Annotated in this window: 21 protein-coding genes; 4 read left to right on the forward strand and 17 right to left on the reverse strand. The window is 42.1% G+C overall.

Translation table 11 applies throughout. From position 1 onward, the window contains the following. Position 1: 1 nt before the first annotated feature. The 17 genes from EO766_RS13545 to EO766_RS13625 form a co-directional block, all read right to left on the reverse strand. A complete protein-coding gene (locus tag EO766_RS13545) occupies positions 2–763 on the reverse strand; it encodes a hypothetical protein (RefSeq protein WP_287101357.1) in 762 nt (253 codons plus the stop codon). 11 nt (positions 764–774) lie between these two features. Continuing rightward, positions 775–6171: a cadherin domain-containing protein gene (locus EO766_RS13550; protein ID WP_287101358.1), complete on the reverse strand. Its 5397-nt coding sequence runs from the start codon at positions 6169–6171 to the stop codon at positions 775–777. 1 nt (position 6172) lies between these two features. After that, on the reverse strand, positions 6173–7045 hold the full coding sequence (locus EO766_RS13555; protein WP_287101360.1) for a hypothetical protein: 873 nt from the start codon (positions 7043–7045) through the stop codon (positions 6173–6175). Next, positions 6964–7629 carry a hypothetical protein gene (locus EO766_RS13560; protein WP_287101361.1) on the reverse strand — a complete coding sequence of 222 codons (666 nt, stop codon included), beginning with the start codon at positions 7627–7629 and terminating at the stop codon, positions 6964–6966. The genes EO766_RS13555 and EO766_RS13560 overlap by 82 nt, the downstream gene beginning before the upstream one ends. 3 nt (positions 7630–7632) lie before the next feature. After that, positions 7633–8277, reverse strand: a complete 645-nt coding sequence (locus tag EO766_RS13565; protein ID WP_287101362.1) for a hypothetical protein — start codon at positions 8275–8277, stop codon at positions 7633–7635. Between the two features lie 105 nt (positions 8278–8382). Then, entirely contained in the window at positions 8383–9384 is a 1002-nt protein-coding gene (locus tag EO766_RS13570) for a hypothetical protein (RefSeq protein ID WP_287101364.1), read from the reverse strand. 32 nt (positions 9385–9416) lie between these two features. Then, the gene (locus tag EO766_RS13575; protein WP_287101365.1) at positions 9417–10502 is read right to left on the reverse strand and encodes a hypothetical protein; all 1086 of its coding nucleotides are present in this window, start codon (positions 10500–10502) and stop codon (positions 9417–9419) included. 20 nt (positions 10503–10522) lie between these two features. Further along, positions 10523–11482: a hypothetical protein gene (locus EO766_RS13580; protein ID WP_287101366.1), complete on the reverse strand. Its 960-nt coding sequence runs from the start codon at positions 11480–11482 to the stop codon at positions 10523–10525. 112 nt (positions 11483–11594) lie between these two features. Further along, positions 11595–13145 (reverse strand): hypothetical protein, encoded by a 1551-nt coding sequence (locus tag EO766_RS13585; RefSeq protein WP_287101367.1) that lies wholly within the window; start codon positions 13143–13145, stop codon positions 11595–11597. A gap of 23 nt (positions 13146–13168) precedes the next feature. Next, on the reverse strand, positions 13169–14389 hold the full coding sequence (locus EO766_RS13590) for a hypothetical protein (RefSeq protein ID WP_287101368.1): 1221 nt from the start codon (positions 14387–14389) through the stop codon (positions 13169–13171). A 39-nt stretch (positions 14390–14428) separates the two neighbouring features. Further along, positions 14429–16906 (reverse strand): hypothetical protein, encoded by a 2478-nt coding sequence (locus tag EO766_RS13595; RefSeq protein ID WP_287101370.1) that lies wholly within the window; start codon positions 16904–16906, stop codon positions 14429–14431. Between the two features lie 31 nt (positions 16907–16937). Beyond that, complete coding sequence (locus tag EO766_RS13600) at positions 16938–19067, reverse strand: hypothetical protein (protein WP_287101371.1); 2130 nt, start codon at positions 19065–19067, stop codon at positions 16938–16940. A gap of 19 nt (positions 19068–19086) precedes the next feature. After that, positions 19087–19782: a hypothetical protein gene (locus tag EO766_RS13605; protein WP_287101372.1), complete on the reverse strand. Its 696-nt coding sequence runs from the start codon at positions 19780–19782 to the stop codon at positions 19087–19089. Next, positions 19763–20083: a hypothetical protein gene (locus EO766_RS13610; RefSeq protein WP_287101373.1), complete on the reverse strand. Its 321-nt coding sequence runs from the start codon at positions 20081–20083 to the stop codon at positions 19763–19765. The genes EO766_RS13605 and EO766_RS13610 overlap by 20 nt, the downstream gene beginning before the upstream one ends. A gap of 5 nt (positions 20084–20088) precedes the next feature. Continuing rightward, the gene (locus EO766_RS13615) at positions 20089–20856 is read right to left on the reverse strand and encodes a hypothetical protein (protein ID WP_287101374.1); all 768 of its coding nucleotides are present in this window, start codon (positions 20854–20856) and stop codon (positions 20089–20091) included. 54 nt (positions 20857–20910) lie between these two features. Then, positions 20911–21153, reverse strand: a complete 243-nt coding sequence (locus EO766_RS13620; RefSeq protein WP_287101375.1) for a hypothetical protein — start codon at positions 21151–21153, stop codon at positions 20911–20913. A gap of 3 nt (positions 21154–21156) precedes the next feature. Next, positions 21157–21429 carry a hypothetical protein gene (locus tag EO766_RS13625; protein WP_287101376.1) on the reverse strand — a complete coding sequence of 91 codons (273 nt, stop codon included), beginning with the start codon at positions 21427–21429 and terminating at the stop codon, positions 21157–21159. Between the two features lie 263 nt (positions 21430–21692). Here EO766_RS13625 and EO766_RS13630 point away from each other — a divergent pair, with 263 nt between their 5' ends. From EO766_RS13630 to EO766_RS13645, 4 genes are all read left to right on the forward strand, one after another. Next, complete coding sequence (locus EO766_RS13630) at positions 21693–22310, forward strand: hypothetical protein (RefSeq protein ID WP_287101377.1); 618 nt, start codon at positions 21693–21695, stop codon at positions 22308–22310. A gap of 1041 nt (positions 22311–23351) precedes the next feature. Then, the gene (locus EO766_RS13635; RefSeq protein WP_287101378.1) at positions 23352–23948 is read left to right on the forward strand and encodes a hypothetical protein; all 597 of its coding nucleotides are present in this window, start codon (positions 23352–23354) and stop codon (positions 23946–23948) included. 1409 nt (positions 23949–25357) lie between these two features. After that, on the forward strand, positions 25358–25828 hold the full coding sequence (locus EO766_RS13640; RefSeq protein ID WP_287101379.1) for a hypothetical protein: 471 nt from the start codon (positions 25358–25360) through the stop codon (positions 25826–25828). A gap of 320 nt (positions 25829–26148) precedes the next feature. Then, a complete protein-coding gene (locus EO766_RS13645) occupies positions 26149–26586 on the forward strand; it encodes a DUF6011 domain-containing protein (RefSeq protein ID WP_287101381.1) in 438 nt (145 codons plus the stop codon). Positions 26587–26605 lie beyond the last annotated feature (19 nt).

Raw genomic sequence — 26605 nt, forward strand, 5'->3', positions numbered from 1 at the left:
GTTATCTCGGTGATTTAGAAGCATCAATATCAGCTCCGTGAAGAATTAACTGGTTTCCACTGGTGTTATCAAACTCAAGCCTGATTACAAAATAGTTGTCGTGAAGTAAGTCCTGATCAAACCATGGCTTGTTAGCATTGATAACATTAGGGGCTACTGCGAAATTATGGAATATATCCAGCAGGAACTTTGTCCCGTATGATACAAGCATGTCTCTGAAGGAATCGAAGTTCCATAGTCCTTGCGTTTTTCTAACCTGGTACTGTAGTTGATCCCATATATCAGCTATGGCTATTCTGCCAGTACATTGCTGATTATTCCAGATGGTAATATGAGTAAGGGTAGAAAATTCAGCTTCTCCATTTTGGTTAAGTACTTCTGTTAACCAACTCACGCTATTAAGGATCATTTCAGTCTCAGCGTTGAATATCACATCCACAAAGAAAGATCTTGGATTAGCATCATGGTATATCCCTGGATTGCCTGCATGGTGCTGGTAAATCTGGCTTCCTTTCAGATTATAAAGCTGGGTTTTAGTAGAGAAGTAGAAATCAGGAATGAAATCGTGAAAGAATACCCAGTCTTTGCCCAGCAGAGAATAAGAAAGAGTGTAAGATTCATCTACTACCTGGCTTTGGTCTACATCCTGGAAAGCGTAGCATACTCCTCCTATCTTTTCAAGGAAAATGCAGCTACCATCATCTTGGGTAGCTGCCGGGTTATAGTTAGCGGCTTTAGGGCTGGTACATCCTGTTGTTGCCATGTCTTACAAGTTTATGAGTTTGTTGGATTACATATACCATTGGTATTGGCGTATGTCTGTTTATTGGCAGCCACATCATTAGCAGCTGCTGTATCAGCATCAGCCTGACTTGTAGTTACCATATAAATACCTGCCGGTACAGTATAAGTTACAATGCTTCCTATTCCGCTTGCACAATCTATCTTTTGAGCCACATCACTCTTCTGTACGTTCAGATAAGTTTGAACAGTACCTCCACAATCAACATGGTTCGGTACATCGGGGTAGTAAGGTACGTTCACATCCTGGAACTGCTGAGCAGGAGTAGACTGGTTGTTCAGCGTGGTAATAGTAGTGTTAAGTCTTATATCTGTAATCTTCACTTTAGCCCAATGCTTAGCAGCAGCTGTAATAGTAGGAGTGGCTGTATTTACTTTCTGGCAGTAATAAGCATTTGTGGTAGGGTCATACACCAATGTATACCCTGGGTATGCGTTACAATTATAAGTGCCCACATCTGATATTGCCCCATCAGCAATACTACCAAACGTTGGTGCCGCTGAAGAGAATACGATATAAGGTGCCAGTGCGGCTTCCGTTGAACATGCTGCTAACTGGGCGGCAGTAGCGTTATAAACCTCTACTCCGATCAAGCCTTGTAGCTGAGTGTTATTACCAGTTACTGAAATGATATTTACTCCGGCATTCAGGTGTACTTCGTATACATGCCAGTACCTGAACAAATCTGCTGAGCCTGCTACATTTGCTCCATATATTGTGTTGAAAGAGGTATTAATAGCAGACAGGTTTTGAGTAACTACAGCTGTTCCATTAATGGAAATAGTAGCTGCATCATCTGCCCCTACACCGATGAGATAACTTCCTGCAGCAGCAACATTGAATTGACGTGAAAAACCTAATTGGCCTACGTAACTCTGGTTACCTTGCTGCCATACCCCAGTGCGGTTTAGACGTCCTGTAGTTCCATCCATTGCCGTACCGTTTGTAGTATTTGTCCAAAGGTTATTAATAGTGCTTGCTTCCCCTGCTGGTTTATAGCTATAAATTGGTGCAGTAGAGTTAATCAGTACTGTATTTGGCTTAGCTGTAATAGACCCATCACTATTGTAAGTACCTAATGGGTAGATAATAGTTCCCCATATACTGTACTCATTAAGGCTGTAGTGCTGTAAAGCTATACCGGTTCCACCACTGTTAGTAGCCGGCTGCTGATCTACTTTGGTACACATGGTTCCATCAGCACTCAGCGTGTAACCAGTAGCACAAGTAGGTGTTCCACCTATACAGCTTCCTGTATCCGGAGCAAATGCCAGACTTGCTCTATCCCATTTTACATTGATAGTTACTGTGAAGTTTACAGGTTCGTGCCCGTATATTCCATCAGTAGCTGACATATACAATGTGTATACGTTATGGGTAGCCGGGTTTAAGAATGAATTGTTTACCAGCGTCACTTGTAGTGTTGTTAAATCTACAGTGAATACTCCTGGTACGCTGGCAGATATTAATGCATAAGTGATGCTTTCATTTTCCAGGTCATAAGCCGGAGTGATAGTTCCAATCACTGTATTGGTTGGAGTAGTATCCAGGATAGTGAATACAGTGTTGGTTACTACCGGTGGAGCATCAACGTGAGTCATTATCACTGTAAGTGTAGCCGTTGTATTGTTAGTACCATCACTTACATTGATAAGTAAATCATATCTCGGGATAGCGATGGCATTTAGCTGAGTGTAGTCGTTTACTGTTACTTGTCCGGTAGCACTGTTTATAGTAAAAGCACTACCCGTGTTGCCGCTGACAATAGAATAGGTAAGTGTGTTGCCTTCTCTATCGGTAGCAGTCATGTTAGCTACCACACTGGTATTGGCAGTGTTGTCTGGAATAGTTACTTCCTGATTATTGAGTACCGGTGGTTGGTTTACAGCTGTCACTGCTACGTTGAATGTGTAAGCAGCTGTAGTTCCATCAAGGCCTACTGCCTGCCCGGTAAATGCATACGCGTTAGCAATGGCATAGTTTAAAGGACTTACCAATGTAATCTTTCCTGAGGCCGGGTCAATGCTGAATGGAGATGTGTTTCCTACCAGGTAGAAATCAGCTACACTGGTTCCAGTTGCTGTAGCTACCACTGTTCCCACCGGAGTATTCTCTGGCAGCGTGATTGAGATGTTGTTTGCTGTAGGAGGAATGATTGAAGGGCATTGGTAAGTAGTAGTATTAACTCCTAAGAATTTTACTACTCTTCCATTCTTCCTAACCAGATCTCCGGTCTGCAAACTACCTATCATGCTCTCATTAAAATCCGGTACCGTTGCTCCGCTGGAAAGAGCTACATTCTTCACTGTCAGCAGCAGGCGTTTGTACTTAGGATCGTAGCCTATAGTGTATCCATTTCCGATGAACGAGTTATTCTCTTTTAACCTTAGATAGTCTTTGAAGAAAGTGTTCATATCCCGGTTGATGGATTCAAGCTGACCTTTATACAGGAATACCTGACCTTCTTTACTATCAACGAATACATAACCAAATGGTGTACGGACGCAGGCCAGTTCATGCTGAGTGCCAGCATATCCCAGCTTAGCACTCATGGCCTCTTGTGGTTGAAACTGGAATATATCTCCACTCCCCAGGGTTACGGCAATCACATCTGTTTCAAGTTTGGTTTTATCCTGGGTAAGGAACATAGCATTCTCCATGTGAATAATAAGCCTGTCGTCCATACCTTCTATGTGTACCGGCAAGCCCATGTTTTTCTGGAACTCGTAGTAATCCAATGGCAGGAATGTTCTCCAGCTTCTGGTCTTTGTTTGGTTACTCATTTTACCCCCACGATGGATACGATATGGGTGCTGATACAAATCTTCACCGTAAGTATTGTACACGCTGGAGACGATGAGATCATCCAGTGCATTGCTGTCTTTGGTATAGCCGAACTGGTTAGGATCTTTAGACCTGGCAAAGTTGGTCAGGTAGTTTTGAGGATCGTTTCTTACCAATGAGCTTTTAGGGTAGTACCTGCTGTACGTATTGGCCGGATCTTCATACCTGCTGTAGAGATTGGAAGCACATTCACATACGAATCGGCGTACTACTTTATGTCCTTCAAAATCCCATGCTGTTCCATTGTGGTAAGCACCATTGTTATCTGCAAGAAACCATCCATAAGTATGGAATGAGTAATCACAGATGTAGGTGTCTCCTGTGAAATACACATCAGTAGATTGAACTTTATTGCTGTTAGCTGCACGGACAAATGACTGTCCTACAAATGGAGTAAACAGATTGGTTTTTATCGACATCAGGTTGGCCAGGAATGTCACTTCTTTGTATGGAATAGCTCCATACCGAGTTTCATGGTTTCTACTATTAGGTTGTACGTAAACCATTCCTACATCCTGTGTTTTATCATCTGTTGGAGGGTTGATATTAGCCTGCAGCAGAAGGTCTTCAGGGTTACTGAAACGTCCTCCAAAACATCCTTCCAGGTAATTGTTTTTCCATTTACCCAGTAGAATATTGTTTGGAATATAGCTGGTATCCTTTACAGCTTTAAATTTCTTAGATGGCACAAGTGGCGGAGTACCGTTTTCCAGGTAGTCCATTTTAAATACTATCGGACCATCATTAGGAGAATTTACAAATTGGTCTTCTACTACAGCAACTGTTCCCCATAAATCTACACGGCTTTCCTTTAGTTCCAGGGATATGTAATCCGGGGTAACTGATGGTTTATTGAACAGCATGTCAAATGCATGGAAACGGAATATAGACTGATCTAAGTATATAGGATTATGCCCAGTCCTTTTGTAGTCTATAAGTGAACTCCAGTTTCCACCTGTAGAGTAGTAAGAGGATGGCTGGTATTTAATCTCATTCTGGTTCCTTCCACCAAACAGCAGTAAACTCTGACCTATTACAGTGGAGTTGGCTATATTACGCTTAGCATAGAATATTTCCCAGCCTACTATCTGAGAAGCATACTCACTGGGGATGATCACGTTCTCTACACTAATACCCAGCATGTCAAGCATATTACGCCCATAACCAGGTTCCCCGGCATACAAATTAGATTTGCACCAGGATACAGATGGGAATCTGAAATGTCGTACCGGTTTACCCCTAAGCCTTTCCCCACCAATAAATCTACTATCGTAGTCATCAGTGTCCGGGTAAGTCTCGCTGGCATTTTGCCATTTACCGAAATACCCACTTTTGGAAATTGGATCAAAGCTGCTGATAGTATCTTCCACCTGAAATACCTGTGCTGTAACCCCTTCTGAAGAAGCTACAGAACTGGCACTAAGGTCTGCTGATGAGAGAGCAGGGCCTGGAATGGTAAAGCTGTCTGTGTATGTACCATCGTTCTTTTTATACCGAATAAAGAAAGCGTACACTTCCTTATGTAAAAAGCTTTTTTCCTCACCGGTAGTCATCGGTGTGTACACCGGATCTACAGTGATCAGTTTAGAGTGCCATTTCAGTCTCACCATATTGGCCCATTTCTGAAGTTTGAGTTTAGGCGCTTCTTCCAGCCCCATGATGTACAGGCTGTCATTTAGCTGGCCAATGGTTTGAACTTTATTGTAAATTTTACGTGGCGTAAGTATCTCTTCCAGCGTAACAGCTTCGGTTAACTCTGCTCCGCTGTACACAATAGTAAGCGTAGATATTGCCGGGGTATAGTTCGCTACCTGTACAGCTGATAGTACACCATTGATTTTACTAATGATGGCTACCTGTACGTAGTCATAATCCTGGTCTATATTGGTTATATCAATTTGTAACCCCTGATCAGTAACCTGGCCTGATGTGCCGGTAATAATCTTAGGGGCGCTAATGGATAGGTAGCCTACATCTGTACCATCTTTTTTGAGGTACTTCACCGCTGCATAGTAAGCTCCAGGAAGCAATGTTCCTCCGCTGATGGGAGTAACTGTCACGCTTGGTGGTATAGCGGCAGGAAACAGCTTCATATCGTTAAGCTGTGTTACCTGAGGATTGTCAAAGTTTACATAGAAAGGGAATCCGTTCTTATCGGTAAATGCTCCTACTAATTCTCCCTTGTAGTTTCTTTGTACCTGACCGGTGATAAAATGGTTAGTATCAAATGGTATCTTGAATGGCAGGTTAGCATCATCCAGGATAGGCATATAAGTATCTGTATCGGTGTTGAAATAACCTACGGCAGCGTTTACATTATTGCTGGATAGGATGATAGGGTATTTATCTGTTTCTAAGCAGCCGATGGGTTTGTACGGGATGTTAGCTGCAGAAAGTCTAAAGCCCAGTTCGTTTAGAACTGAGCCTTTGATATAATCTTGTATTCCATTTTTAGCGAAAGGATAACTGTTCTCAGGTTGTTCCTGTGGTCTGGTATCCCTGCTTAGTCTGTTAAACTTTTTCATACTACTGAATCAATGGTTGTGTTGGTTGAGTTCCTGCAATGTACGGCTGCTGAGCACCAAGAGCGCCTGCAGCTCCGAGCTGTCCCAGTCCACGAATATCATACATAGGTTCTCCCCTGTCTGTATTGAAGAAGTTATCGTAGTAACCCTGATGTGGCAGGAATCGAACAAATGTATTGATACGATGTTCCATGTCTTCCGGAGATGGCATGCGAATAGCAGCGATAGCCCGTGGTGCGTATATGCCCTCAAATTGTTCAAAGCATTCTTTATAGGTAAATTGCTTGTCTTCCCAGCCGGCGCCAATCATCATACTCCTGCAATACCAGTATAAAGCCTGTTTGTAATCCTGGTTATCCGGGATCATTGGGAATCCATCTTCATCCACTTTTACTCCACGGTAGTAGATAGTAACATCTCCTTCAGGAAACGATGTATTTATCGTTCCCATGTCAGTGAAGTAGTAATCATATGGGTGAAAAGACTGAGCGCTTATTTGTCTAAGTGCTGTAGCATATAGTTCATGTGTCCCTGCAGTCTGCTGTTTATAAATATCGGTAGAGAATGCGCTGGCATTGGTGACATAGAATAAGGGCTTATCTTTCTCAGCGGGTCTTGTACCTCCACCTTGTCTTAGCCTGTGGCCTTTATATTCCACACCATCCAGGAAACGTAAACCACATGGCAGTTTACCTTTGTGGAAACTAATATCTACCCTTTCCCATTTCCCTTCCAGCGTGAAACGGGTTTCCATCATATCCATGGCCTCGTACAACCATTCGTGAATGTCAGCTATGTAGCTGGCATCCTGGATTCTGGTGTTTCGGATAACATTTCCGATAACGGTTTTGAGGCTTGTATAGGCGTATTGCATAGTCGGTACTTATTAATAACTGGTTTGAATTTATATCTGTACTTCAACAACGGATTATCTGCTAACGCCTGTTTGAACTCTCCTTTAAATCCTTTTTTAGTGAGTGGATTTGCTGCCGCTGGTGAGAAATGGTAACAGGTTTCATTTGGTATCATTCTACCCTTGGCCCATTCTATTTTACAGTAATCCTCTGTTGTATGGTATATCCTCTGATATTGTCCATCTTTGCCCGGTATTTTCTGGATGAATGTTTGTCTCCAGTCTACCTGGGGTTTGGAGAAATCTCTTTCAATCCTCACTGCCCGTATACGTCCGAGATTGCTTCCGAGTTTCAACGTTTCCCCTTGAATGACTGCTTCTTTAGCGTTGAAGTAAAACCGTTCCACTACTTCTTTAAAGATCATCCAGCTCATCTTAACAATCACTTTGTTACCTTCTTTACAGCAGATGTAACAATTAGCGAGCTTTAATCTTGGTTCGCGTTTTCCCCACCATTCAGGGTGTTGTTGTAAGAGCTTTTTTGCATACGCAGCATAGATGTCACGTATACTGTACTGTTTAGGTCTCTCTATTGGTTTTGGCATAGCCTACTTTTTAACTCCGTCGTTTACCTGTATCTCAGGTGTAGATGTTCTATCCAGTCTATTGTAATCCACCTGAAGTATAGATTGTACAATTAGCTGAATCACTTCCCCACTGCAAGGGAATTCAGTGTTCCACGTATCACATTGTTTCTGTAGACAGTTACAGGCGTATTCCAGTACTTTCATAGGATCATCAAAGATGGCATCTATGCGAATACGGGGAATATCCGGCTGGTCTACAAATATCTTTTGGTTGAATTCGTATGCTGGGAAACGAGAAGAGAATTTACCTGTGCTAACATAATTGGCCATTCCAGGTTGCACTTCTCTGAAAGGGCTTTTACCATCTATTCCTCCTACATAATCAAACAGTGTGGCTCCGGCAGTAATTACTCTTGGGATATCATCAATGGTGATAGCTACCTGATTTCCTACCAGCGAAACACCGGCATCAGGATAACCGGCTTGCATGTTGATGTAAAGAGGTTGTCGAAAGAATTTACGCTTAGCAGGGTTTTTCTGAATCATGTTCACTATATACCTGCTTCTCCAGTATTTCACTCTATCCATCAGCTGTAGACGGAAAGGAAAGTCCAACTCCATTTCAAGGTTGGTAGCAATGAGCGTAGTTATTTCATTAGGTGTCATACGGATAAGGTAAATGGTACTGTAAAGATAGTAAAAAGGAAGTGAATAGAAATCCACTTCCTTAACGATTGCTTGTTTGTATAACTGCTTATGATGAAGAAGCTACTATAATCCAAGGATACCTTGCACCTCAGCATCAGCGTTAGCAGCACCATTAGAAGGGATAGCTAAAACGATTGTGTGAGGCTGGTAGTGCATTTCCACAGGAGTAGGAGAGTTCTCAGTTTTCACACCAGTCAGAATGTACACGTTGTATGTAGCACTTGATGTAGCAAATTGAGAAGGCTGGCCAAAATCTTCAGGACGTGCACCTTGTTCTGGATATTGAGTAGTAACGCCTTTGTAAACATCACTCTCTCTTTCCAGTTCAAATACCTGGTCATAAGTACCATTACCCCAGAAAGCACCTGCTGTGGTACCACCAGTGTAAGCTGCTACTGCTGTCAAATCATTCAATGCATCAATAGAGAATGCGATCTTGAATGTAGGACCGGCTAAAGTAGCTGTCAGTGTAATCATGTTAGTACTATTAAACACCGCTGTATTTACTACAGGGTCTGTATTCTTGTTGATAATGTTGGTACTGTCATTTACCAAAGCGGTAATCTTAGTCAGTACGGTGGCCAGGGTATCACCTGTTTTGGCTGTGTAGCCATATTCCCAGCGTGGGAAAGGTTGATAACCTGGAGTAGTTTCCATGATCTTAATGCTGTAGTAGTTACCTGCTACAGGGGTACCACTGAAAGTAGCAGTGCTTACCTGTTTAATAGGAGCAGCATATACTACACGCTGAGCAGTATAGTCTGCCAGGCGGAACCTACGAGTGGTTTCAATATTGCCATCTCTTTTTACGGCGCCATAAATCCAGGTAGTAGCACTTACAGGCTGAACAGCTGCAGGAGTACCTGTCAAAGCACCTGAGATAACGGCATTTGTATCTGCATTGATAAATGCAAATTCACCTTCAGCAGCATTAGCTACGAAGTCAGCCAGTGTGCCGGCTGTGGCAGTACTGGCTCCTGTACCTGCATAGTCCACCTGCTTGGTGATAAGAACATCTGCAAAAGTACCCAGGAGCGATTTCCAGTATTTACTCTTGTTTAACATGGGTATTCAATTTTAATAGTTACGGATTAGGATTAAGTGTTAGGAATTGATCTTACCATATTGTCCTGCAATTTCACCTGCCAGTTCGGATCAGCTATCATAGCTTTAATATACTCTACTGTCAAATCACAAATTGCATTATGAAACTCTGCCGGTAATTCACAATCCTGGTTTAAAATTAGGCTCAATTTTCTTGGTTTCTTCACATAGTCTATGCTCACCCCAGTTACTATGAAACTGGTGCCCCCATGTACAATGAGTTTATTTCCCCATAGTTCTGATATAGGACTTAGGTAGGAAGGTTTGAGGTATGCTGTATCAAGCATGCTGCTTACTTTATCCCCCGGAGATAACCTGTTTGGGTGCCAGTTGCCTAATGTATTGTTATAGATGATACGGTTAACTGTCTGTACTGTTCCTGCTGTAGCAACTACTCCTTGCTCTGGTACAATACTCCCTGCTGCCCATCCTGGAAACAGGAAACTGTTAGGAGCGATGATGTTTTCATACTTCTCCCAATACGCTTTCAAACCGAGTATGTTTCTGATGTACCACAAGAACAGATCTACCATAATATACCTTTCAGTTTTAGAGTTTGTTCCGCTGAATGTAGATCCATATAATGCTTTAATATCGGTTAAGGCGATAGTTTGGTAATTAGGTGCGGCTGTGCCCAGTATTAATTGTAAATCAGAGTAAAATGGAGCGGCACTTTTGTTGCTGTAAGGATAGTTTAAAATGAGTACACTTTCGCTATCAGCGGATGTCGCCGGAGGGTTGGTAGCACTATCTCCACACAGCAGATAAGTTCTGCTATCATCTGAAATCAAATAGGAGTAATCTCCCGGTAGCTGACAAGTGTAAACATCATCAGCATCATCCACGTTAGCTATCAAGTGCTGAGTAGTAAGCAGAGGACGGATAGCATCGGCATCCAGCTGGTCTATCTGGAAACCCCCACTACCATCCTTCCTCGGCTTTACTTTGGATTGAATAAATCTCTCCTGGTTCTTATTGAGAAGCCATACTATTTCATCATCCAGAATTTTACGTCTGGTGTTAGCTGCAATGTTTTGAGTTGCCTGACGCACCTCAATAATCATTTCAAATATGGTCATCTCAGATAAGGTTTATGCTGTTAAGATGCAGCCCCGGCAGCTTTACTTACAGCAGATTTTGCTGCTCCTTTTAGAGCTTCCTGTACACGGGCTTTATACATCACTAATTTTTCACTGTTTTTACTATCCTTTACCCAGGCTATAGCTTCTGTATCGGTATGTCCGATAGTCTCACCTGTTTGAGGATCTATCACACGGGTTCCTACTTTCTCAAAGATACCTACATTGATCATTGTCTGAATCTCAAATCGAGTTTCAAGCAACTTGTCTTTATGCAACTCAACCACTTCTGCAGGTTTCTTCTCAGCGTATTCTTTCAGTTTATCCAACTTGAGTGCCAAAGCATTCTTGCCTTTAAACTTTCTGATGTCTTCACTGAGTAATGTAAGGAACATATCCACTTTATCTTCGCCATCTTTAGCTGTACTTTTCTTCTTCACCTCCAGGTAAACTTCTAAAGCTTCATCTTTGTCATGGCCGACTTTAACCTGAGCATCTTCTTCAGCTTGAGGATCAAAAATGTAAAACTCTTTCAGCATGTTACCATCAGCTTCACTCTTGCTTTTTGCTACCGCTGGATGATAAAGAGCGTGGCGATAAGCTACGTAATCTGCCACATCTATTGGCATGTTGTCTTTTGAAATACCTGCTTTGTTGTCTTTCTCAAGGCCTATTTCCAGCTGTTTACCTTTTTCGTAAGGGATAGAGGTTTTCATACTGGCAAAGTACTCATGTACTTTCTCACGGAATTGTCTGTCTTCTGGTTCGCAGTCGATCAGAAGTGGCATTAATAACTTTTGCTCGTCAAAGCTTAGGCCACTACCTACTTTGCGAGCTGTTGATGTCTCCCAATAACTGCCAATGCTTTTCTTGGACATGGCCATAAATTCGGGAGCTGATTCTTTTTGTGCACCTTCCAGGAAACTTGGCTTCCTGTAAATGGTAATAATTCTACTGTTGGTAGAGAGGATCTTGTTCATACTGTATAGTTTATATCGGTTTATTAATGACTACTGCGAGGTTTTAAAAAAAGGCCCCCTGGAAAGGAGGCCCTGGGTTTTAAGAAACCTCTATACAGTAGTTTCTTTATGATTACTGTCCAGCAGTACACTGGAAATCAAAACAACGGTTGGCTCTCAAAATCTGGATACCGGCTGATTTGAAACGAGTGTATGCACTCTTATCCTGGTCAGTTGATAACAGGGTAGCTTTACTTTCGTTATCGATGTTGAAGCTGTTGGTCATAACCTGCAAGCTCTTAGGCATGTTGGTTAAACCGGCAATAACACCGTGTTGGAAAGCGCGGCCTTTTTGAGCAACGTGCTGAATGTTTGGTTGTCCATCGTAGTCGCTATCATCAATAAACACCATACGATAGCTTTCCAATGGCCATCCAGTTTCAGGGTGTACATAACCAGCAGCTTGTTGAGCCATGGCTACTTTACCCATATCGAAAATCGGATTATGCTTCACTTTGATGTAGTATCCATCAATGTGGTAGAAGGCATCGAAGTATCCTCCGTAAGCCAGGTTGTAACCTGTTCCACTTACGAATTTGCTACCCAGGTCGCTTACCTGTCCAAAAGATTGGAAGAAAGTACCACCTGCTTTTTTGATAGCCCTGTCGAAAGCTCTCATACCACCACGGCCAGTGTGTAATGTGATACTCATACCTGCTGTATCAGATAAGCCAAACAAGGCATCACCGATTTGGTTAGTCAGGTAATCGTAGGTCAAATCAGAGTACTGGCTCTTATTCTGAATCTGCTCGAGCAAACCAGAACCGGTTGGGATCACTTTACCAGTGAGCATGTCTTTCAGAGACACTTCACCATTTGGCAAACGGTTGTAACGGCTGTACCAGTAGTTGTGTTCACAGATGCTCAACCATTCCATTTCATACTGCCACATAGCCCAGTCCATCCAAACATCAGTTTCACCTTTGTCTGTTTTAACTGAGATTTTCATAACCTTGTTGGCAGAGTTACCAGCCCAGCTGAAGCCGTGGCGAAGGAAGCCCATCTGGTTTTTGTACATACCAGGCATTGCCATTTTGCTTTCGGTAGTACGGGATTCAGATTCAGCTACAGCAGTAGTGATATCGATCCACGCATTACTGGATTGCAACTCACTTACAGGACAGAAATCTGTAGGAAGTGCAGCGTTCAGGCTTACTGTATACTCGTATTCTCCTGTACCTAACAGCTGGGGATCTTCATGCACGTATGCTTGAATACCACGGGCTGATTGGATAATGAAGAAACGTTTGATCCAGTTGTCCTGGAAACGGATTTTGAATTTACTGTTTCCAATACCAGGCTTATCAACGCCATCAGTGTACGGAGTAGAACTCACGATACTGGCTTTGTGGATACGACCCATTACAGGATAGGTAAACTGAGGATCATCCAACTCTACGGCTGCCCTTTTCATAGCATTGCCTTCATAGCCTATGCCACCTAAGGTCATCAGGGAGATTGGATAATTTTTAGTGTAGTCACCCATGATGTAAGTAAGCTTACGGGTAAGCTCGCTTGGGTGGCCTTGTCGCTGGTGATAAAAGTTTGTTTCATCCAGCATCGATTTGCTATCGAAGATTGCTTCGGTCACTCTGTATTTAAGTGCCGGTTGGAATTGTGCCATATAGAGTACGGATTTTTACGGGTTTATAAATCTCCCAGTGCTACAAAGCTTCCCGGTTGTCGCCCAGCCGGTGCTGCCTGTCCTCCTGAGTTTTGGCCTTGTTTGCTCTTATCCACTACTTTCTTTAAACGTCTCACATTTTGTGTCTGAGCCTCACGCTGGATAAGAGATTTTAAATCGCCTTTTTTGTACAGCAGATAGAGAGATTCCAGTTGCCTGTTCAGCTCTTCGTCTGCGATTGGTTGTACAAGTAAGAACTTTCCTGTCCTCGAATCATACTCAACTTTCTCTCTTACGAACTCCAGGAATCCTGGTTTTTCTGTATCAGGTATGGCTATGTTTAAACCTTTACCTTCCGATACTGCTACTGTAAGAGATTGATTGAGTTTGTTCACTGAGGAGGTGTACGTTTCTTGAGCACGTTGGTTAGCAGCTTCAATATCAGCTAACTGTTGTGTGTGACTCTTTTCTATCGCTTTATACGCTACATCAGCTTGGTCAAACAGTTTACCATCTTTAATGGCTTTGTCTACCAGTAGCTGAGCGCTTTCAGCATCTAATCCTTTTTGGATTAAAGAACTCTTGTATACACTCACTTGTACGTCTGTACTTTCTTTGAATGTATTATACTCAGGCAAGCTAACAGTTTTCTCCGAGAAGAAATCATCATCACTACCTCCTGCTTGTCTATGTAACATGTATGCATACGCTCTGGGATCAGCTTTCTGCAGATAGCTTTCAAAGTCATTAACTGCCTGCTGCATGATAACCTTTTCCCTGTGATAAGCGCCTTCAGGACTGATTGGATCTACTCCTTCAGGGTATTCTATCTGGAACTCTCTGCCATGCAGTTTGTTCACATCAGTCCAGAATGCTAATGGATCATCATCTCCCTCTCCTGCCCCGTTCCCGTCCCCATCGTCACCATCTCCTTCTGCCCCTGCTGCAGCTGCATTAGGATTGTAGTCCGGGTCTTTCACCACTTTACCGTTTTCCTCTTTATAGCCTGGTTTGAGAGAACCATCTTCGTTCTTGGCTTCTTTTACCAATGCCTGGTACTCTGCTTCAGCAGCAGCGGCTGCCTGTGCAGCTTGATCTGCAGCTGCTTGAGCTGCAGCATCCAGATTAACTGATTTTTGTGTACCATCTCCGCCTTCAATATCAGCAAGGGAAGGAGGTAATCCACCTCCGGCGCCACCATCTCCGGCAGCTGCTTCGTAGAATAATCTTAAATAGTGTTTCATACTGTATAGATATTTGGTTAATTACTACTGTTAGTTCTGTTATTTCTTAGTTGATTTGGCCTTAGACTTACTGGCTTGCACTTTCATCTTTTCCACTTTCTCCTTACTGGCCAGTTTCTTCTCTTCCAATCTCATCTGTTTATCTTGCATAGCCATTTGGTCTTTATGTATTCTTTCACGGGATGCTATCTCTGCAGTAGCTTTACGTTCATCGGATAATGCTTTCTGTGCAGCAATTACACGCTTGGTAATCTCTGTAGCATCTGGTATTCCATTGTGGTTTTGGTCTCCGCCATCAGCTCCCAGGCCGGCAGCTTCAATAGCGTACTCTCCTTTGAGCATTTCGTTCTGGTCTTTCCTATCCCACTCTGCATTGATCTCATCTATCTTTAACAGTGATTGAACTTTTAAGAACTGTTCTTTCATCCTCTCTATATCTTTCTCATGCTCTTGTTCGCTTTCCTGCTGAGCTTCACTGTTACGAGCTTCTATCTCTTCAATAGCTTTCAGCTTAGCCATCAGTTCAGCTACATTGTTGGATTGAACAATCTCAAGGATAGTAGATTGTTTCACTCCATTTTGTATCATAGCCTGCATTTGACTCTTATACTGGTTGAGTATATTCTGTTCTTCAGCGGATGTTTTCACAAACACTCCCAGTTCGGCATTGCAGTAACTGTTAGGATCTATTGATAGCAGTTCTTTGTCAAAGTCATCTTCGTTGTATATGGCACGTATACCATCTACATTAATAAAGCGGGAGTAATCTAAAAACCCTTGTAGTTCACGCTCAGTAAACTCTTCAAATAGTGTGAAGATCATATCCGTCATAATAGTCGAACGGAATATCGCTGTTTGAGTAGTACCCATACCGGCAGAAGTATCCACCTGAGCCTTCCGCTGAGGAGTAATACCCAGCAGGGCGTCCCAGTCGTGGACGAAACTATCCCTTAGTTCTATCAGATTCTTGATGTCATCAAATAGACGCATGTCAAGGGTAGTATATTGGTTGAATGACTTATCCACTCCGATTTGATTTCGGTTGATAAGCATATAACCCAATGCATCTGCATAGTAGAAAAACTTCTCTTCGTCCCATCCATTCTGTTGAGGTATAGCATTCTGGTCAATGAGGGTGATTTTACCCTTGTTCTTGGCTATGGTTTTTTCCAGTACGAAGTTGGTAACCATATACATGATTGCATACGGAATACCCATCTCCAGTACTGATATATTCTCAGCGTGTGTATCGCTGTAATGCTTACCATTGTAAGGTAGCTTACAAGTAGAGAAATTATTCATCTGGTTACGCTGAACCGGTATGGCCCGCATTCTGCAGAAGATGTCATCACCTACTCTCCAACCTTCATACACTTCATTTACCCATTCTTCTTTGACTATCTTGATAGTATCATCAATAGCTGTATCTTCATCGAGAGTCATTTCCTGCTGCTGGCCAGTGAATGGATCCGTGTATACAGCATGCAGTAGTTTCTTTTTACCTTTCCAGGTCACATGATAAACAGGTATTTTACCACTGTAAGTATCGTATTTGGAAAACTCCTCCTGTAGATAATTGTACATGCTGAATGGAGTAACCCAATGCATGCGGCGTTCCAGCTCTTCATGATCAGCATCCTTCAGTTCATCGTAAAATTTATCTACCACATCAGAGATGGTGAGCAGTACACGTCTGATGGCCCATTCCCCATCTTCTATATAATCTACTCCGGGACTTTTATCAAAATCAAACTCTAATGGGCTTACACGCTCATAGATAAAGTTTCCGTTTTCAATGTTCTTATAACTATAAGTACGACCGGCAATCAGCCAGTCTTTAAACATCTTCAGGAATTTCTTACGTATTTCATATTCACGTATAGCACGCTTTACCCATTTCTGTCCACGGATAGCGATGTTATCTTTATAGCTGGCATTGAATCTTTCTTTCACCTCTTCGGGAGTAGGTATTTCCTGCTGACCATCTTGTGCTTGCTGTCCTCCCTGAGCCGGTATTTCCTGGAAGTTATGACCCGCTGCAGCCATCTGCTGCTGTGCCATAGCCAGGAAGTGCTCTTCTATGTTCTGTTGAATAGCTTTCATCAGCCCGTCGGTATAGCTGTTGTAGGCATCTTCTCCCATGTTTACTACCTGGTACACAAACGGACGCTGAGGATATTCTCCTAACAGCAGATCAAGGTTGGTCCTGATCATACTGGTAGGTCTAACCTTGGCCGGGTATTTCTTGTGATTGGGATTGGTAGCGTTGAGAGGGTCAGTGATGTGGTTGAACCAATCCAGTGGAAACTGGTTATTGTACACAGCATATAATACACGTAAATCTTTACGTGCAGAAGGTGCTGTTCCAAAATTAAAATTAGACAGGTGAACGTAATAATCTATGTTCTGCTTAAACCATTCATAGTTTTTATCTGTTTTCTCCGCCCACGTTAACCTTTGTAAAGGTCTACCGGTAGGAGCTGTCCGTTTCCTGTCATCTGGTAATTGATTTGACATGTGCTATCATAGATAAGGCACATCGAATATCTTAATACGAGCTGGTAAATCCTCCGCTATTATGTGATACACTCATACCTGTTTGTGCCCCATCTCCTCCGAATAACGGGCGTGAGTAGAACTCTGCTTTCTTCTGGTTGTTTACTCTTGCTTCTTCCCGGTAGGCGTTTTCTTTCAACATGAACATGGCCATGATTCCTGCTGAGATCCTATCTGCATTTCGTTCCGGATTGTATTTCTTCATCTCATATAGCAGCCCCAGGTCATAGATTCTATGTATATTGAGTATAGGTTTTCCATCTTCAGTAACTCCACGCTGTTGCGTATGCCAGTTGGCCAGGTAAGTTAAACCCAGACGTTTCTTCTCCGTTGGCATATTCATAAAGATTGCCCGGTTACGTTGTGCCGCGGATGAAGCATATTCCTTGTTGTGCAGCATCTCTGGTTCGTATTCCAGCTTGTCCATTCTTTTAATCATACGGGCATAGTCTACGATACCTTGTCCACCACCGGCTATCTCTGACTGGATAGTACAGTTGTACATATCTGCCAGCATGAACAGGTTTTTGTAAGCTGTCTCCAGTTTCTGTGGCCTGCCGGTGTACCATGCTACTGGTAGTCCTTCATCTATCGGATCTATCTGGTTGTACTGTTTCCATACCTGCACGCTGAATAGAGAAGTGAGGTCTTCGCTTTCTTCTTTATAATAGGGGTCAACTACTATCTGGTACATTCCTGGTGGAACGGTTCCTTTGATATCCAGATAGGGCTTGGCTACAATACTAATACATCCTTCCAGATCATCTTTATCGGAATGTGGGTATTTCTCTACCGGGCGGGCCACTTCTTTAGGTTGTGGTACAAATACTACTCCTAACTGTTCATCTCTTCTCAGCTTACCATGGCGAATCATTCCTGCAATAGAAGACTGTGTTTCCACTCTACGTATCTGTGCTTCTACCTCAGCGATATCAAACATGTTCTTTTTTAATCGCTTAAAACACTCGCTTGGCACGATAGGGTATTCTGCTTTGTATCCATCCAGTACCTTAGGGTCTTTAGCTTTCTTCCTTTTTTTGCGAGCTTCCTTTTCACTCTGGATAGCTGCTACCACATCTATGTTTCCATCTGCGTCCATGAATGTACTCTTGGTACGATATACAGGTACAAAGTACCCACATTCAGTTCCTTCATATCCTTTCTCCCATACGTTAGGAAATGAAAGCATATCAAAAATGTCCGGGTCATAAAATACATCTTCTAACCCTTCAATGTCTGGTCCTTCTTCCCCACCTGTACCGAATACACTCATCTGGCCTACGTAGATGTCACCATCTTTAATACTACCCAGACTTACTCCTATTGCTTTCTTTAAGTTTCGAAAAGATCCTGCTTCCTCGAACACTATCTTACGTCCTCTCTTACCCCTGGTTTTATCCGGGTCATCTATTACTACTCCGATTATCTCAGACATGCTACCTCGTTCTACACCGAATCCATCTATATAGCTGGCACGCTGATAAAGAAGAGTGTTCTTTTTTTGCCTGTTTTGTTTCCACTCTAAGCAGTAGTCATTAACGAAATCCAGCATCGGCTGCACTTTGTTAAGGATACCATCAGTGGTTAAATATTGCTCTATACCAGCAAAGTAATAGCTTTTAGATCCTGGAATAAAGGTGTAGTTAAATGCCCCATCGCTGGCTTCTTTATAAGAAAATCCTGCACCACGGCTTTTGGCACACGAAAGATGTTTGGCTCCCGGCGAGCGTATTCCCATAAACTCCCCTCCATACCAGGCTATGTGTTTGAAGTTATACCACTCATAGTCTATCTCGTAGAATCTTGGGAAATCGAATATACGTTCTGCTGTAAGTGCTCCTACCTTTTTAGTCTTGGCTGATCGTCTTTCTTCAAAAGCTTTTAACGCTATCTTGTCATCGATCTTCATTATCGGAGTGAAGTTCAAGTACCAGTAATGCCTGCCTGAAATCCATAATCCCCCTACGCTGTACCCATTGGCACACCTCTGTTCCTGCATATCCCAATATTCATTCCATTCTCTCGATCCTACAGGCGCTAAACAATAACGACCTCCGTTTTTACGGAAGTCTGTTGCTGCTTCAGAAAAATATCTTGTATTGACAAGGTTATGAAATCCCATGCTGTGTATAATTATGATGTTACTCTTCCGGTTCTTCGTCGTCATCTATCCCGTTAACCATATCTCCTATCTTAGAGAAATCTGTCTGTTCTACTCTTGACCCTGCAGGCAGTTCTGTTCCTTCACTAAAGTTCTTATTACCACCCATTGCCTCTCTTCTTCCCAGCGTAGCAGTTCCTCTGATACTGGCATCTCCTTTCAGTTCTTCAGCTACACGTTTACGAAACTTATCTACACTGTCGTAAGCTTTTCCTAATCTCTCCAGGTTTAGCAGGTAGCCATTAGGACTATGTACCAATTCTCCTTTCTTATCTACCAGCGTAAAATCGAGGTCTTGGAAATATTGGTCTAAGGCATCCAGAGATTTCTCTACAGCTTTGAGTGTTTTAAGCGATCTGCTGCTGTGGAAGAGAAGTTCTTCATAGCGTCTGTGAGCATCCATCACCGGGCCATCGAGATCTGCTTCAGTTAGTCCAGCATATTTCATAGCCTCTTCCCTGCGCTCAAAGTCCGGGTATTCCCTGATAGGGCTGGTGAAGTCCAGGTCGAAGTAGATGAATGTGAACTCTCTTCTGGCTTTGAGTTTCTTATCCCCACGGTAGTCTCCCTGGCTACCCTTATCTCTTTTGAGTAGAGCCGCGAACTCAGGAATGAGCATTATCCATTCCTTGTTCAGTTCTACCTGGTAATTGGCATCAAGTGTGAATAGTCTCATCGTCTTCATTTTCTAAGTCAAACAATATCTCAGCTGCTTTCTTGTTACTCTTCAGGTAACCTTTCATCTCTTTGCCCAGTGAGTGCAGGTAGTCTTTGTACTGCTGGCTGTAAGGTTTAACGTGTATTTTACCCAGGTACGGTATCATCACTCCTTCAAGCCCTCCCATCCGTATTGTATCTGCAGTAAAAGAAGAAACATATCGGATGATATCCTCTACTGTTCCAATGTTGATGTTCATATCATCAGCTATTTCCCTGATGATACGTCCATTACATTCTATCTCTGTATATTCACTCATATAATTTACCTATTTATGAATTTTACCATCATCAGCACCTCTTTCTTTAAATATGGCACTGGGTATTTGACTGGTTTTGGATTAGGTTGTTCTGCTGAGGGATGGGGATAGTGAATGATGGTCATCGTTCCAGGAGTGAATCCCTGGTATTCCAGCATGAACATGTATGTACTCAGCTGCAAGTAGTAGTGCCACACGTTACAGTCCATGATATGACCCAGTGGTGGTTTCATCATTTTACGTGAGCCATTTCGGAACTGGTAGCTTTCGAAGTCTAATCGCTCGTTGGTTTTATAATCTTCCACATGAGCGTATCGTATTTCATCTACAGTGAGTAGTATTACCTTGTCAGCTCTACCGGCTATTTTGTATCCGTGATGCCATAGTTTTCGTTCTGTGTATATTCCATCCGGACGAGTGATCCAGGGATCTTCTTCAGTGATGGCATCTGCATGCACAGTGAGCTGATGGTCGTTAAACTTGTCAATCATCTTAGCCTGCAGGATAAGTTCATTGGTATCGTGTATATGATTGCCTCGGATCTTACTTTTCTCATTCTTAGTAGCCCACTGGTTAAGCCAATACTCCGCTGTCATCCCATGTTTCTCAGCGTAACGTTTAGCTACTTCTGGACTATCGAATGGATTGACAAACTTCTCTACCAGCTGAGAAGCTGACACGTATCTACGTCCAGCCACTGAGTAAAGATGCTTGGCGTCATCATAGGCTACAGGAATATCCTTGTTTAATATGATATTGGTGACATTTTCCATAAAAAACTCGATCAAGCTAATCAAGAAAAAGCTGACATCTCTGCCAGCTTATCATTAACGTGTTACTGCTTTTACAGCATACATCTGAGCGGTTTCCAAAAACATTTTAGCTGTGTTTGCTAAATGTATAATGTCCGATTCTTGATCTAAACTTGGGTTAGGTTTTGAGTTTATCCATTTGTCGATCTCATCGTAAGCATCAGCAAATATCTGTTTGATAGCTGCTACATCTTCACGCTGTCCGGGATTGAAGGACACAGACATTACCTGCTGTCCTCTGGTTAATTGTTCTGTCATATTCTACTTTTTAAGTTTTGTAGTGTCAGCTGCTTTTACCTGGCTCTGTACCTGAGCAGCAATTTCCATTTCCAGGCTATCTACTGTAGCTGTAATGAATTTCGCCTGCTGATGAGGAAGGTTACTCTCATCTACTATCTGTTTGATAGCATTAAGTTTTGTCCAGTGCTTGTTCAAGCTTGACTCTGTAAATGTGATGGAGAACGTACGTTCTGCGAGTGTGAATGCTGATCCTATTACAAGAATAGCGATTAGCAGAAAGGATAACTGTTTCATACTGTACGATAAGGTTTGAGCTAAGGTAGAGAGAAGATGAATACCGAGCAAATTTTTTTTACGTGTGTGCCTCACCGTTAGTTGTAGTGTGAGTGGTAAGAGAGAGATAGCCCCTGGTTTTTTGGTAGTAGTTTGTATCCCCCGGTTGTGGTACCACCTCCAAGCAAAGCCCCCTACTAAATTTTGACAGGGAAAGTACCCGTGTCAGTCTTTTAATTAAAACAAAAACCTTTCGGCGTAATTAGGTCAACCGAAACAATTTTATGGCTCAAACAACAACTCCAGCAGCAACTCAAGAAAGAGTGTACGTAACCCTCGAAGATGGACGTAGCGTACCAGCTTTAACCATTGACAGAGTGAACTCAATCATCAATGGTATGGTGAAAAACGGCAAGGTGCTTACAGCCGAAGACAATGGTAAGTACATCAAAGGTTTGAAGATCGTAGGCGATGGCAATGCGTATTCAGGCCCAATCGGTTTGCGTTACATCTATAACGTAGACTTACTTAGCCATGTGGCTTACACTGGTAATGGCCCGAAGAAAATGGAAGCATTAGCTGCCATTCAGAAAGCCAAAGAAAGCGGTGATCTGTTAGACATGCACAACGCTTGCCGTGAGTTTATGAATGCCATCACAGTGTCATTCAGTCTTCCATCACAGAAGTTCACAAACAACCAGCTTATCAAAGCACAGGTTGATTTGGTGACAACTGATAACGGAAGTTTGATCACACTGAAGAATGTGGCCGAAATGGAAGCTGAAACTTTAAAGCCTCGCGCAGAAATCAAGTATGACTTGAGCGCATTGGTTGATGGTTTCAATCCAACAGAACTGATCAGCAAGAAAGCTCCCATTGCTGATGAGAATGCATTGAGTTAATTGGAGCACGCTGGAATGGAGAGAGTGAGCCTTCGGGCTGCTCTTTCCTCACAGCGTAATCACGGGTAAATTATTTCATCATCATAAATCTATAGGTATGAAACGCTACTGGTTAATGCGCACAGTAGGCACTAAGATTGTCTACCGCCAATTGGTATCAACTCTCTCACTGGCATTCGGTGAGAGTCTGTTCGTGAATGGAGAAGAGTTTGTGGTAATATGTTAGTGATTTGTAGTATGGCCGCTGGTGAGATAGCTCACTGGTGGCCTTTTTTGTTGACCATCGTAGTACACTACTACGATCACCGGTCTTGCTTATTTGTCAAGGATTGTATTACAGTTGGGGCAACGTACTCTTCTTCTACAGCGTGTGACACTATTCTCTTGTTATCTGGATACATTTTAATCCTACTACCAGAGCATAGGTAACGTGGATTTACCCAATACACATTCTCTTTCTTTCTGTATATGATAGCAGCGTTGACTAATTCTAAGCGTGCTCTCTGCACCTGTCTATCAGATATTCCTAATACTGAGCATAGCTCATTGTCATTTATCCTAATTTCATCACTATCTCTTGGTATATAGTATTGCATCCAGGTATATAGTCTAATGGCACTTGGACTTAGAGATAGTATAATTTTCATCTTGTCTTCCTTATCCTTACCTCTGTACACACGGGCAAAGTGTATCGATTCTACTTCAAAATATTCTCCCTCACTAAGTGACTCTTTCCACTCAGGTACATCTCGTTTTCTAACTCGGTGCACTGGTATTTCTAATGTCTGCAAAAATGGATTTATACGCATAAAGTGGTATTTTTTGTGAAGATACGACAAATAGTGGTATATGTACATCTTTTTGTCGTTTGGATACAGAATATACCTATTTTTGTGTAATTCCTGAGACGGGGAAAAATGAAATATGCCATTCAAAAAAATGAAACTCAAGCCCAGTAAGGGTTCTACAGATTTTCGTAGTATAGAGAGGACTATATACTCCCTTCACTCCCATTTCTATCATTTTTAAACATTTTTGACCATGTACATTACTAAGAAGATGAAAGCCCAGTTGACTGCTGCTGGGGTAGATATATTTGATAAGCAGGCAGTTAAAAACTACTATGCTGAGCAGTATAAGTTACGTATAGCCGCTGAGGAAGAAGAGAAAGAGGCTCGGTTGAATATGCGGAGGCGTATACAGGCACATTGCACTGCTCATCCATCTACCGCTGAGGATCAAGCGCTGTATGATTTGATCGAACGGGAAACTAATGGTAAGTTCTATAAATGGCTATACATGGAACCCCTATCTTTCTCAGCAGACGAGAGTTTGATCTCTTACTGGAAAGAATTGAGGTATTTGAATGTGGCCAATCCTCAACGCTATGATTTAACCAGGTTGGTTGCTGCCGGTTTGCTATTTATGGTGGAAGGTCACTATAAGACTAAAGCTCAGTTGAAAGAGATTACTGTTTATGACAAACCTGTACAGTATTTCAAGAATAGAGAGAAAGCTATTGAGTTCTTACTCAAGAAGTTACCTGCTGAAACTATACGGTTAGATAATGGTAATACAGTGTTTGAATTACATGATTTAGCTAAAGAACTTCTTGGAACACTGTCGATGGGGGGCTGAGACGGCTTGCAACCCTCTCTCCCTCTCAATCCATTTCTACTTACCTCTCTCTTCCTCTCTTTTCCCATCATCACCATCTAACCATACTATCACCCCTCATCCCTACTCTTTCTTACCCACGAAATCTCTCACATTCTGTGCCTGATTTCTCACTACTGCTGAGTAAGATGAAGGGCTGATTTCACAATATTTAATCTCTTAACCATCAAATTTCACATACTAAACCTTAACCGATATGATACACAAACTCGTAGCAGCAGTATTAATCCTGTTAGCAGTGCTGCAGAGGGGTATTTTTTTAACAACCACAAACTTATAACCATGAATCACAGTCAACACACGCTGAGTAGAGAAGAAGTGCTCGCTCTACAGTATGAGGTATGCTACCAAGGAGAATACGGAATTAAATACGGTAAATGTGCTCTTACAGGAGCAAATGGATTAATTCCTGTCTATCCTATAGACAAACACTTCGACAGAGTAGCAGATAGTTTTGCTATTACATGTAACGATCCTACAGTGAGAGTGTTTATACCAATTCACAGAATTTATTCATTCACTGAAATAAAACAGCCATGACAACTACTATCGTTATAGCAGCGTACGCTACAGGAGTTATTGTATCTTATTTGATACTAAGATTTAGCAAAGATGTTGAGACATTCTCTTACCGGGATATGATTATTAATCTATTGGTAGGTATTTTCAGCTGGCTATCTGTACTGGGGATACTATTTATACTCTACACCTTATTTGTAGACGATAGTATACCTAACAGCCCAACTCTTAAAAAAGCTCCTCCAAAATGGCTGTAAAGCCAATACAAGTGCTCAGCGAGAGCTGAATAGCTGGGTCTGAGCACTATTTCTTTAGGGCAGAGCACGTAGTGTAGCTTAGTAATGGATCAACTAAGAAGGTAAGTTCGAAGCTTACTGCCCTGCAAAACAACTACTGATTAACACTAAACAGTAACAAAACATTGTGGTAAGGAGGTATGGTTCGATTCCTGTAAAAAGTGCCCTCTATGTTACAACACAGTTCTAAGATGTGTTTAGTTTGGGTTAATGTGCTAAGTCCGTAGGCGTAATCGGAAGATATAGTACTTCACTTAGAGGACAGTAGTTGTTTACCTTATTGTTTGTGTGGGGGTGATTGAGAGTTGTTTACGATTTTGTTATCTCTCTCCTGCGTAACCACCAACACACAAACATACTTTATTAATTACCAATGCTGAATGCAGAGCAGTAGTAACGGCGTAAGTCCGACTAATTAATACTATTACAATCATTCTTAGTACATACACAGTAGAATTAACTATCGTGACCCTACTTTTATTGGAATAGTTTAAAACTATTGAGAGATAAAAAGTAGGGTGCTAATTTTTTTAATCACAATCAAAACCGCTAATTATGTCCTACTTTTTTAATGAAGAGCTGAACATCATTACAGCTCTGTTTGCCGCTGTGCTTGTAATAGCACTGATTTTTATCCTGTATAGAGGTAAAACTGCATTTGAAATACCACTTGATTTCGATGAAACTGGAAAGACAATTCATGCTGATAAGAATATGGTAGGCTTTGTTGATCCAGTAAATAACCAGCTTGAAAAAGTGATCATCGGAACTCAAGTAGGTAACCTGGAAATCTGTTTTTACATGACTCCGGCAGTGATCGGAATCGGAGCTGATGCCAAGCATGCAGTAGTGGATATTACCTCTGTACATTTAGTTACGTATCAATCTGATGATTGGAGCAGAAGCGATAATCTACTCCCATTCTTATCAGCAGAGCAGATCAACAGGTTTGAACATATAGCCTACGTTGAATGGACTCAGCAACAACGCATCAAAGAAAATATCGCATCATTACCAATTTTTTAACTAACAACTGTAGGAGAGATCGTAGCCTGATAAAGCACTGTGAACGAGAAGTGAGAGTTTGTGCTTGAGGGATAGGATTTTGTGGAGGCACCACAGTCCCTCTCTCCTACCAGTTTTTAAATCACACAACAATGAAAAAGATCATTACCCTGGTATTAACCGTAGTGTTATTCGCTATTCTTACCAGTAGCTATAAGAGCACTCAAATCATGTGCCCTACCAATCACCCAAATTACTTTTACAAAAAAGCCGGTGTAAAGCCGTTCAAGAAAGTAAATCAACTGAGGTGTTATAAATTTGATTAATCAAAACCATTAAACATGAGCCAGAGAATTTCACAAGAACGTGCTTACAATTTCCTGCTGGCTGGAAAAGCACAGTTTACACTACACAACACTCAGCCACGTAAGAAATCTGAAGATCAGTTTACTTACACCATTAAGCAAAAATCCCCTGGGATTTGGTGGGTGTATACATCTACAGTGTACATCGGATTTTTACGTGGTGATGTGTTTGTGAGAAAAAACCAGCCGGAGGGCCAGTTCGCTCCTCACATTGAGAAATCTATTGAGGTATTCACCTGGTTCTGGAAAGCCCTTATTGCTCAGCGGATACCCTATAACATTCACATCCTTAACGTAGGACAGTGTGGTTACTGTGGTAAGAAACTCACTGATGCGGTCAGTATCGAATACGGCATAGGGCCACAATGCAGAAAAAAACTTGGTATCACAGTTAAAAAGGAAGAAACAGTATGAGGAAATATAACTTAGTAGG

The sequence above is a fragment of the Hydrotalea sp. AMD genome (genome assembly GCF_004100315.1).
GTDB lineage: Bacteria > Bacteroidota > Bacteroidia > Chitinophagales > Chitinophagaceae > Hydrotalea > Hydrotalea flava.

Excerpts from the sequence above, each read along its gene's own strand:
- EO766_RS13545 (WP_287101357.1), bottom strand. The coding sequence starts at position 763 with ATGGCAACAACAGGATGTACCAGCCCTAAAGCCGCTAACTATAACCCG.
- EO766_RS13550 (WP_287101358.1), bottom strand. The coding sequence starts at position 6,171 with ATGAAAAAGTTTAACAGACTAAGCAGGGATACCAGACCACAGGAACAA.
- EO766_RS13555 (WP_287101360.1), bottom strand. The coding sequence starts at position 7,045 with ATGCAATACGCCTATACAAGCCTCAAAACCGTTATCGGAAATGTTATC.
- EO766_RS13560 (WP_287101361.1), bottom strand. The coding sequence starts at position 7,629 with ATGCCAAAACCAATAGAGAGACCTAAACAGTACAGTATACGTGACATC.
- EO766_RS13565 (WP_287101362.1), bottom strand. The coding sequence starts at position 8,277 with ATGACACCTAATGAAATAACTACGCTCATTGCTACCAACCTTGAAATG.
- EO766_RS13570 (WP_287101364.1), bottom strand. The coding sequence starts at position 9,384 with ATGTTAAACAAGAGTAAATACTGGAAATCGCTCCTGGGTACTTTTGCA.
- EO766_RS13575 (WP_287101365.1), bottom strand. The coding sequence starts at position 10,502 with ATGACCATATTTGAAATGATTATTGAGGTGCGTCAGGCAACTCAAAAC.
- EO766_RS13580 (WP_287101366.1), bottom strand. The coding sequence starts at position 11,482 with ATGAACAAGATCCTCTCTACCAACAGTAGAATTATTACCATTTACAGG.
- EO766_RS13585 (WP_287101367.1), bottom strand. The coding sequence starts at position 13,145 with ATGGCACAATTCCAACCGGCACTTAAATACAGAGTGACCGAAGCAATC.
- EO766_RS13590 (WP_287101368.1), bottom strand. The coding sequence starts at position 14,389 with ATGAAACACTATTTAAGATTATTCTACGAAGCAGCTGCCGGAGATGGT.
- EO766_RS13595 (WP_287101370.1), bottom strand. The coding sequence starts at position 16,906 with ATGTCAAATCAATTACCAGATGACAGGAAACGGACAGCTCCTACCGGT.
- EO766_RS13600 (WP_287101371.1), bottom strand. The coding sequence starts at position 19,067 with ATGGGATTTCATAACCTTGTCAATACAAGATATTTTTCTGAAGCAGCA.
- EO766_RS13605 (WP_287101372.1), bottom strand. The coding sequence starts at position 19,782 with ATGAGACTATTCACACTTGATGCCAATTACCAGGTAGAACTGAACAAG.
- EO766_RS13610 (WP_287101373.1), bottom strand. The coding sequence starts at position 20,083 with ATGAGTGAATATACAGAGATAGAATGTAATGGACGTATCATCAGGGAA.
- EO766_RS13615 (WP_287101374.1), bottom strand. The coding sequence starts at position 20,856 with ATGGAAAATGTCACCAATATCATATTAAACAAGGATATTCCTGTAGCC.
- EO766_RS13620 (WP_287101375.1), bottom strand. The coding sequence starts at position 21,153 with ATGACAGAACAATTAACCAGAGGACAGCAGGTAATGTCTGTGTCCTTC.
- EO766_RS13625 (WP_287101376.1), bottom strand. The coding sequence starts at position 21,429 with ATGAAACAGTTATCCTTTCTGCTAATCGCTATTCTTGTAATAGGATCA.
- EO766_RS13630 (WP_287101377.1), top strand. The coding sequence starts at position 21,693 with ATGGCTCAAACAACAACTCCAGCAGCAACTCAAGAAAGAGTGTACGTA.
- EO766_RS13635 (WP_287101378.1), top strand. The coding sequence starts at position 23,352 with ATGTACATTACTAAGAAGATGAAAGCCCAGTTGACTGCTGCTGGGGTA.
- EO766_RS13640 (WP_287101379.1), top strand. The coding sequence starts at position 25,358 with ATGTCCTACTTTTTTAATGAAGAGCTGAACATCATTACAGCTCTGTTT.
- EO766_RS13645 (WP_287101381.1), top strand. The coding sequence starts at position 26,149 with ATGAGCCAGAGAATTTCACAAGAACGTGCTTACAATTTCCTGCTGGCT.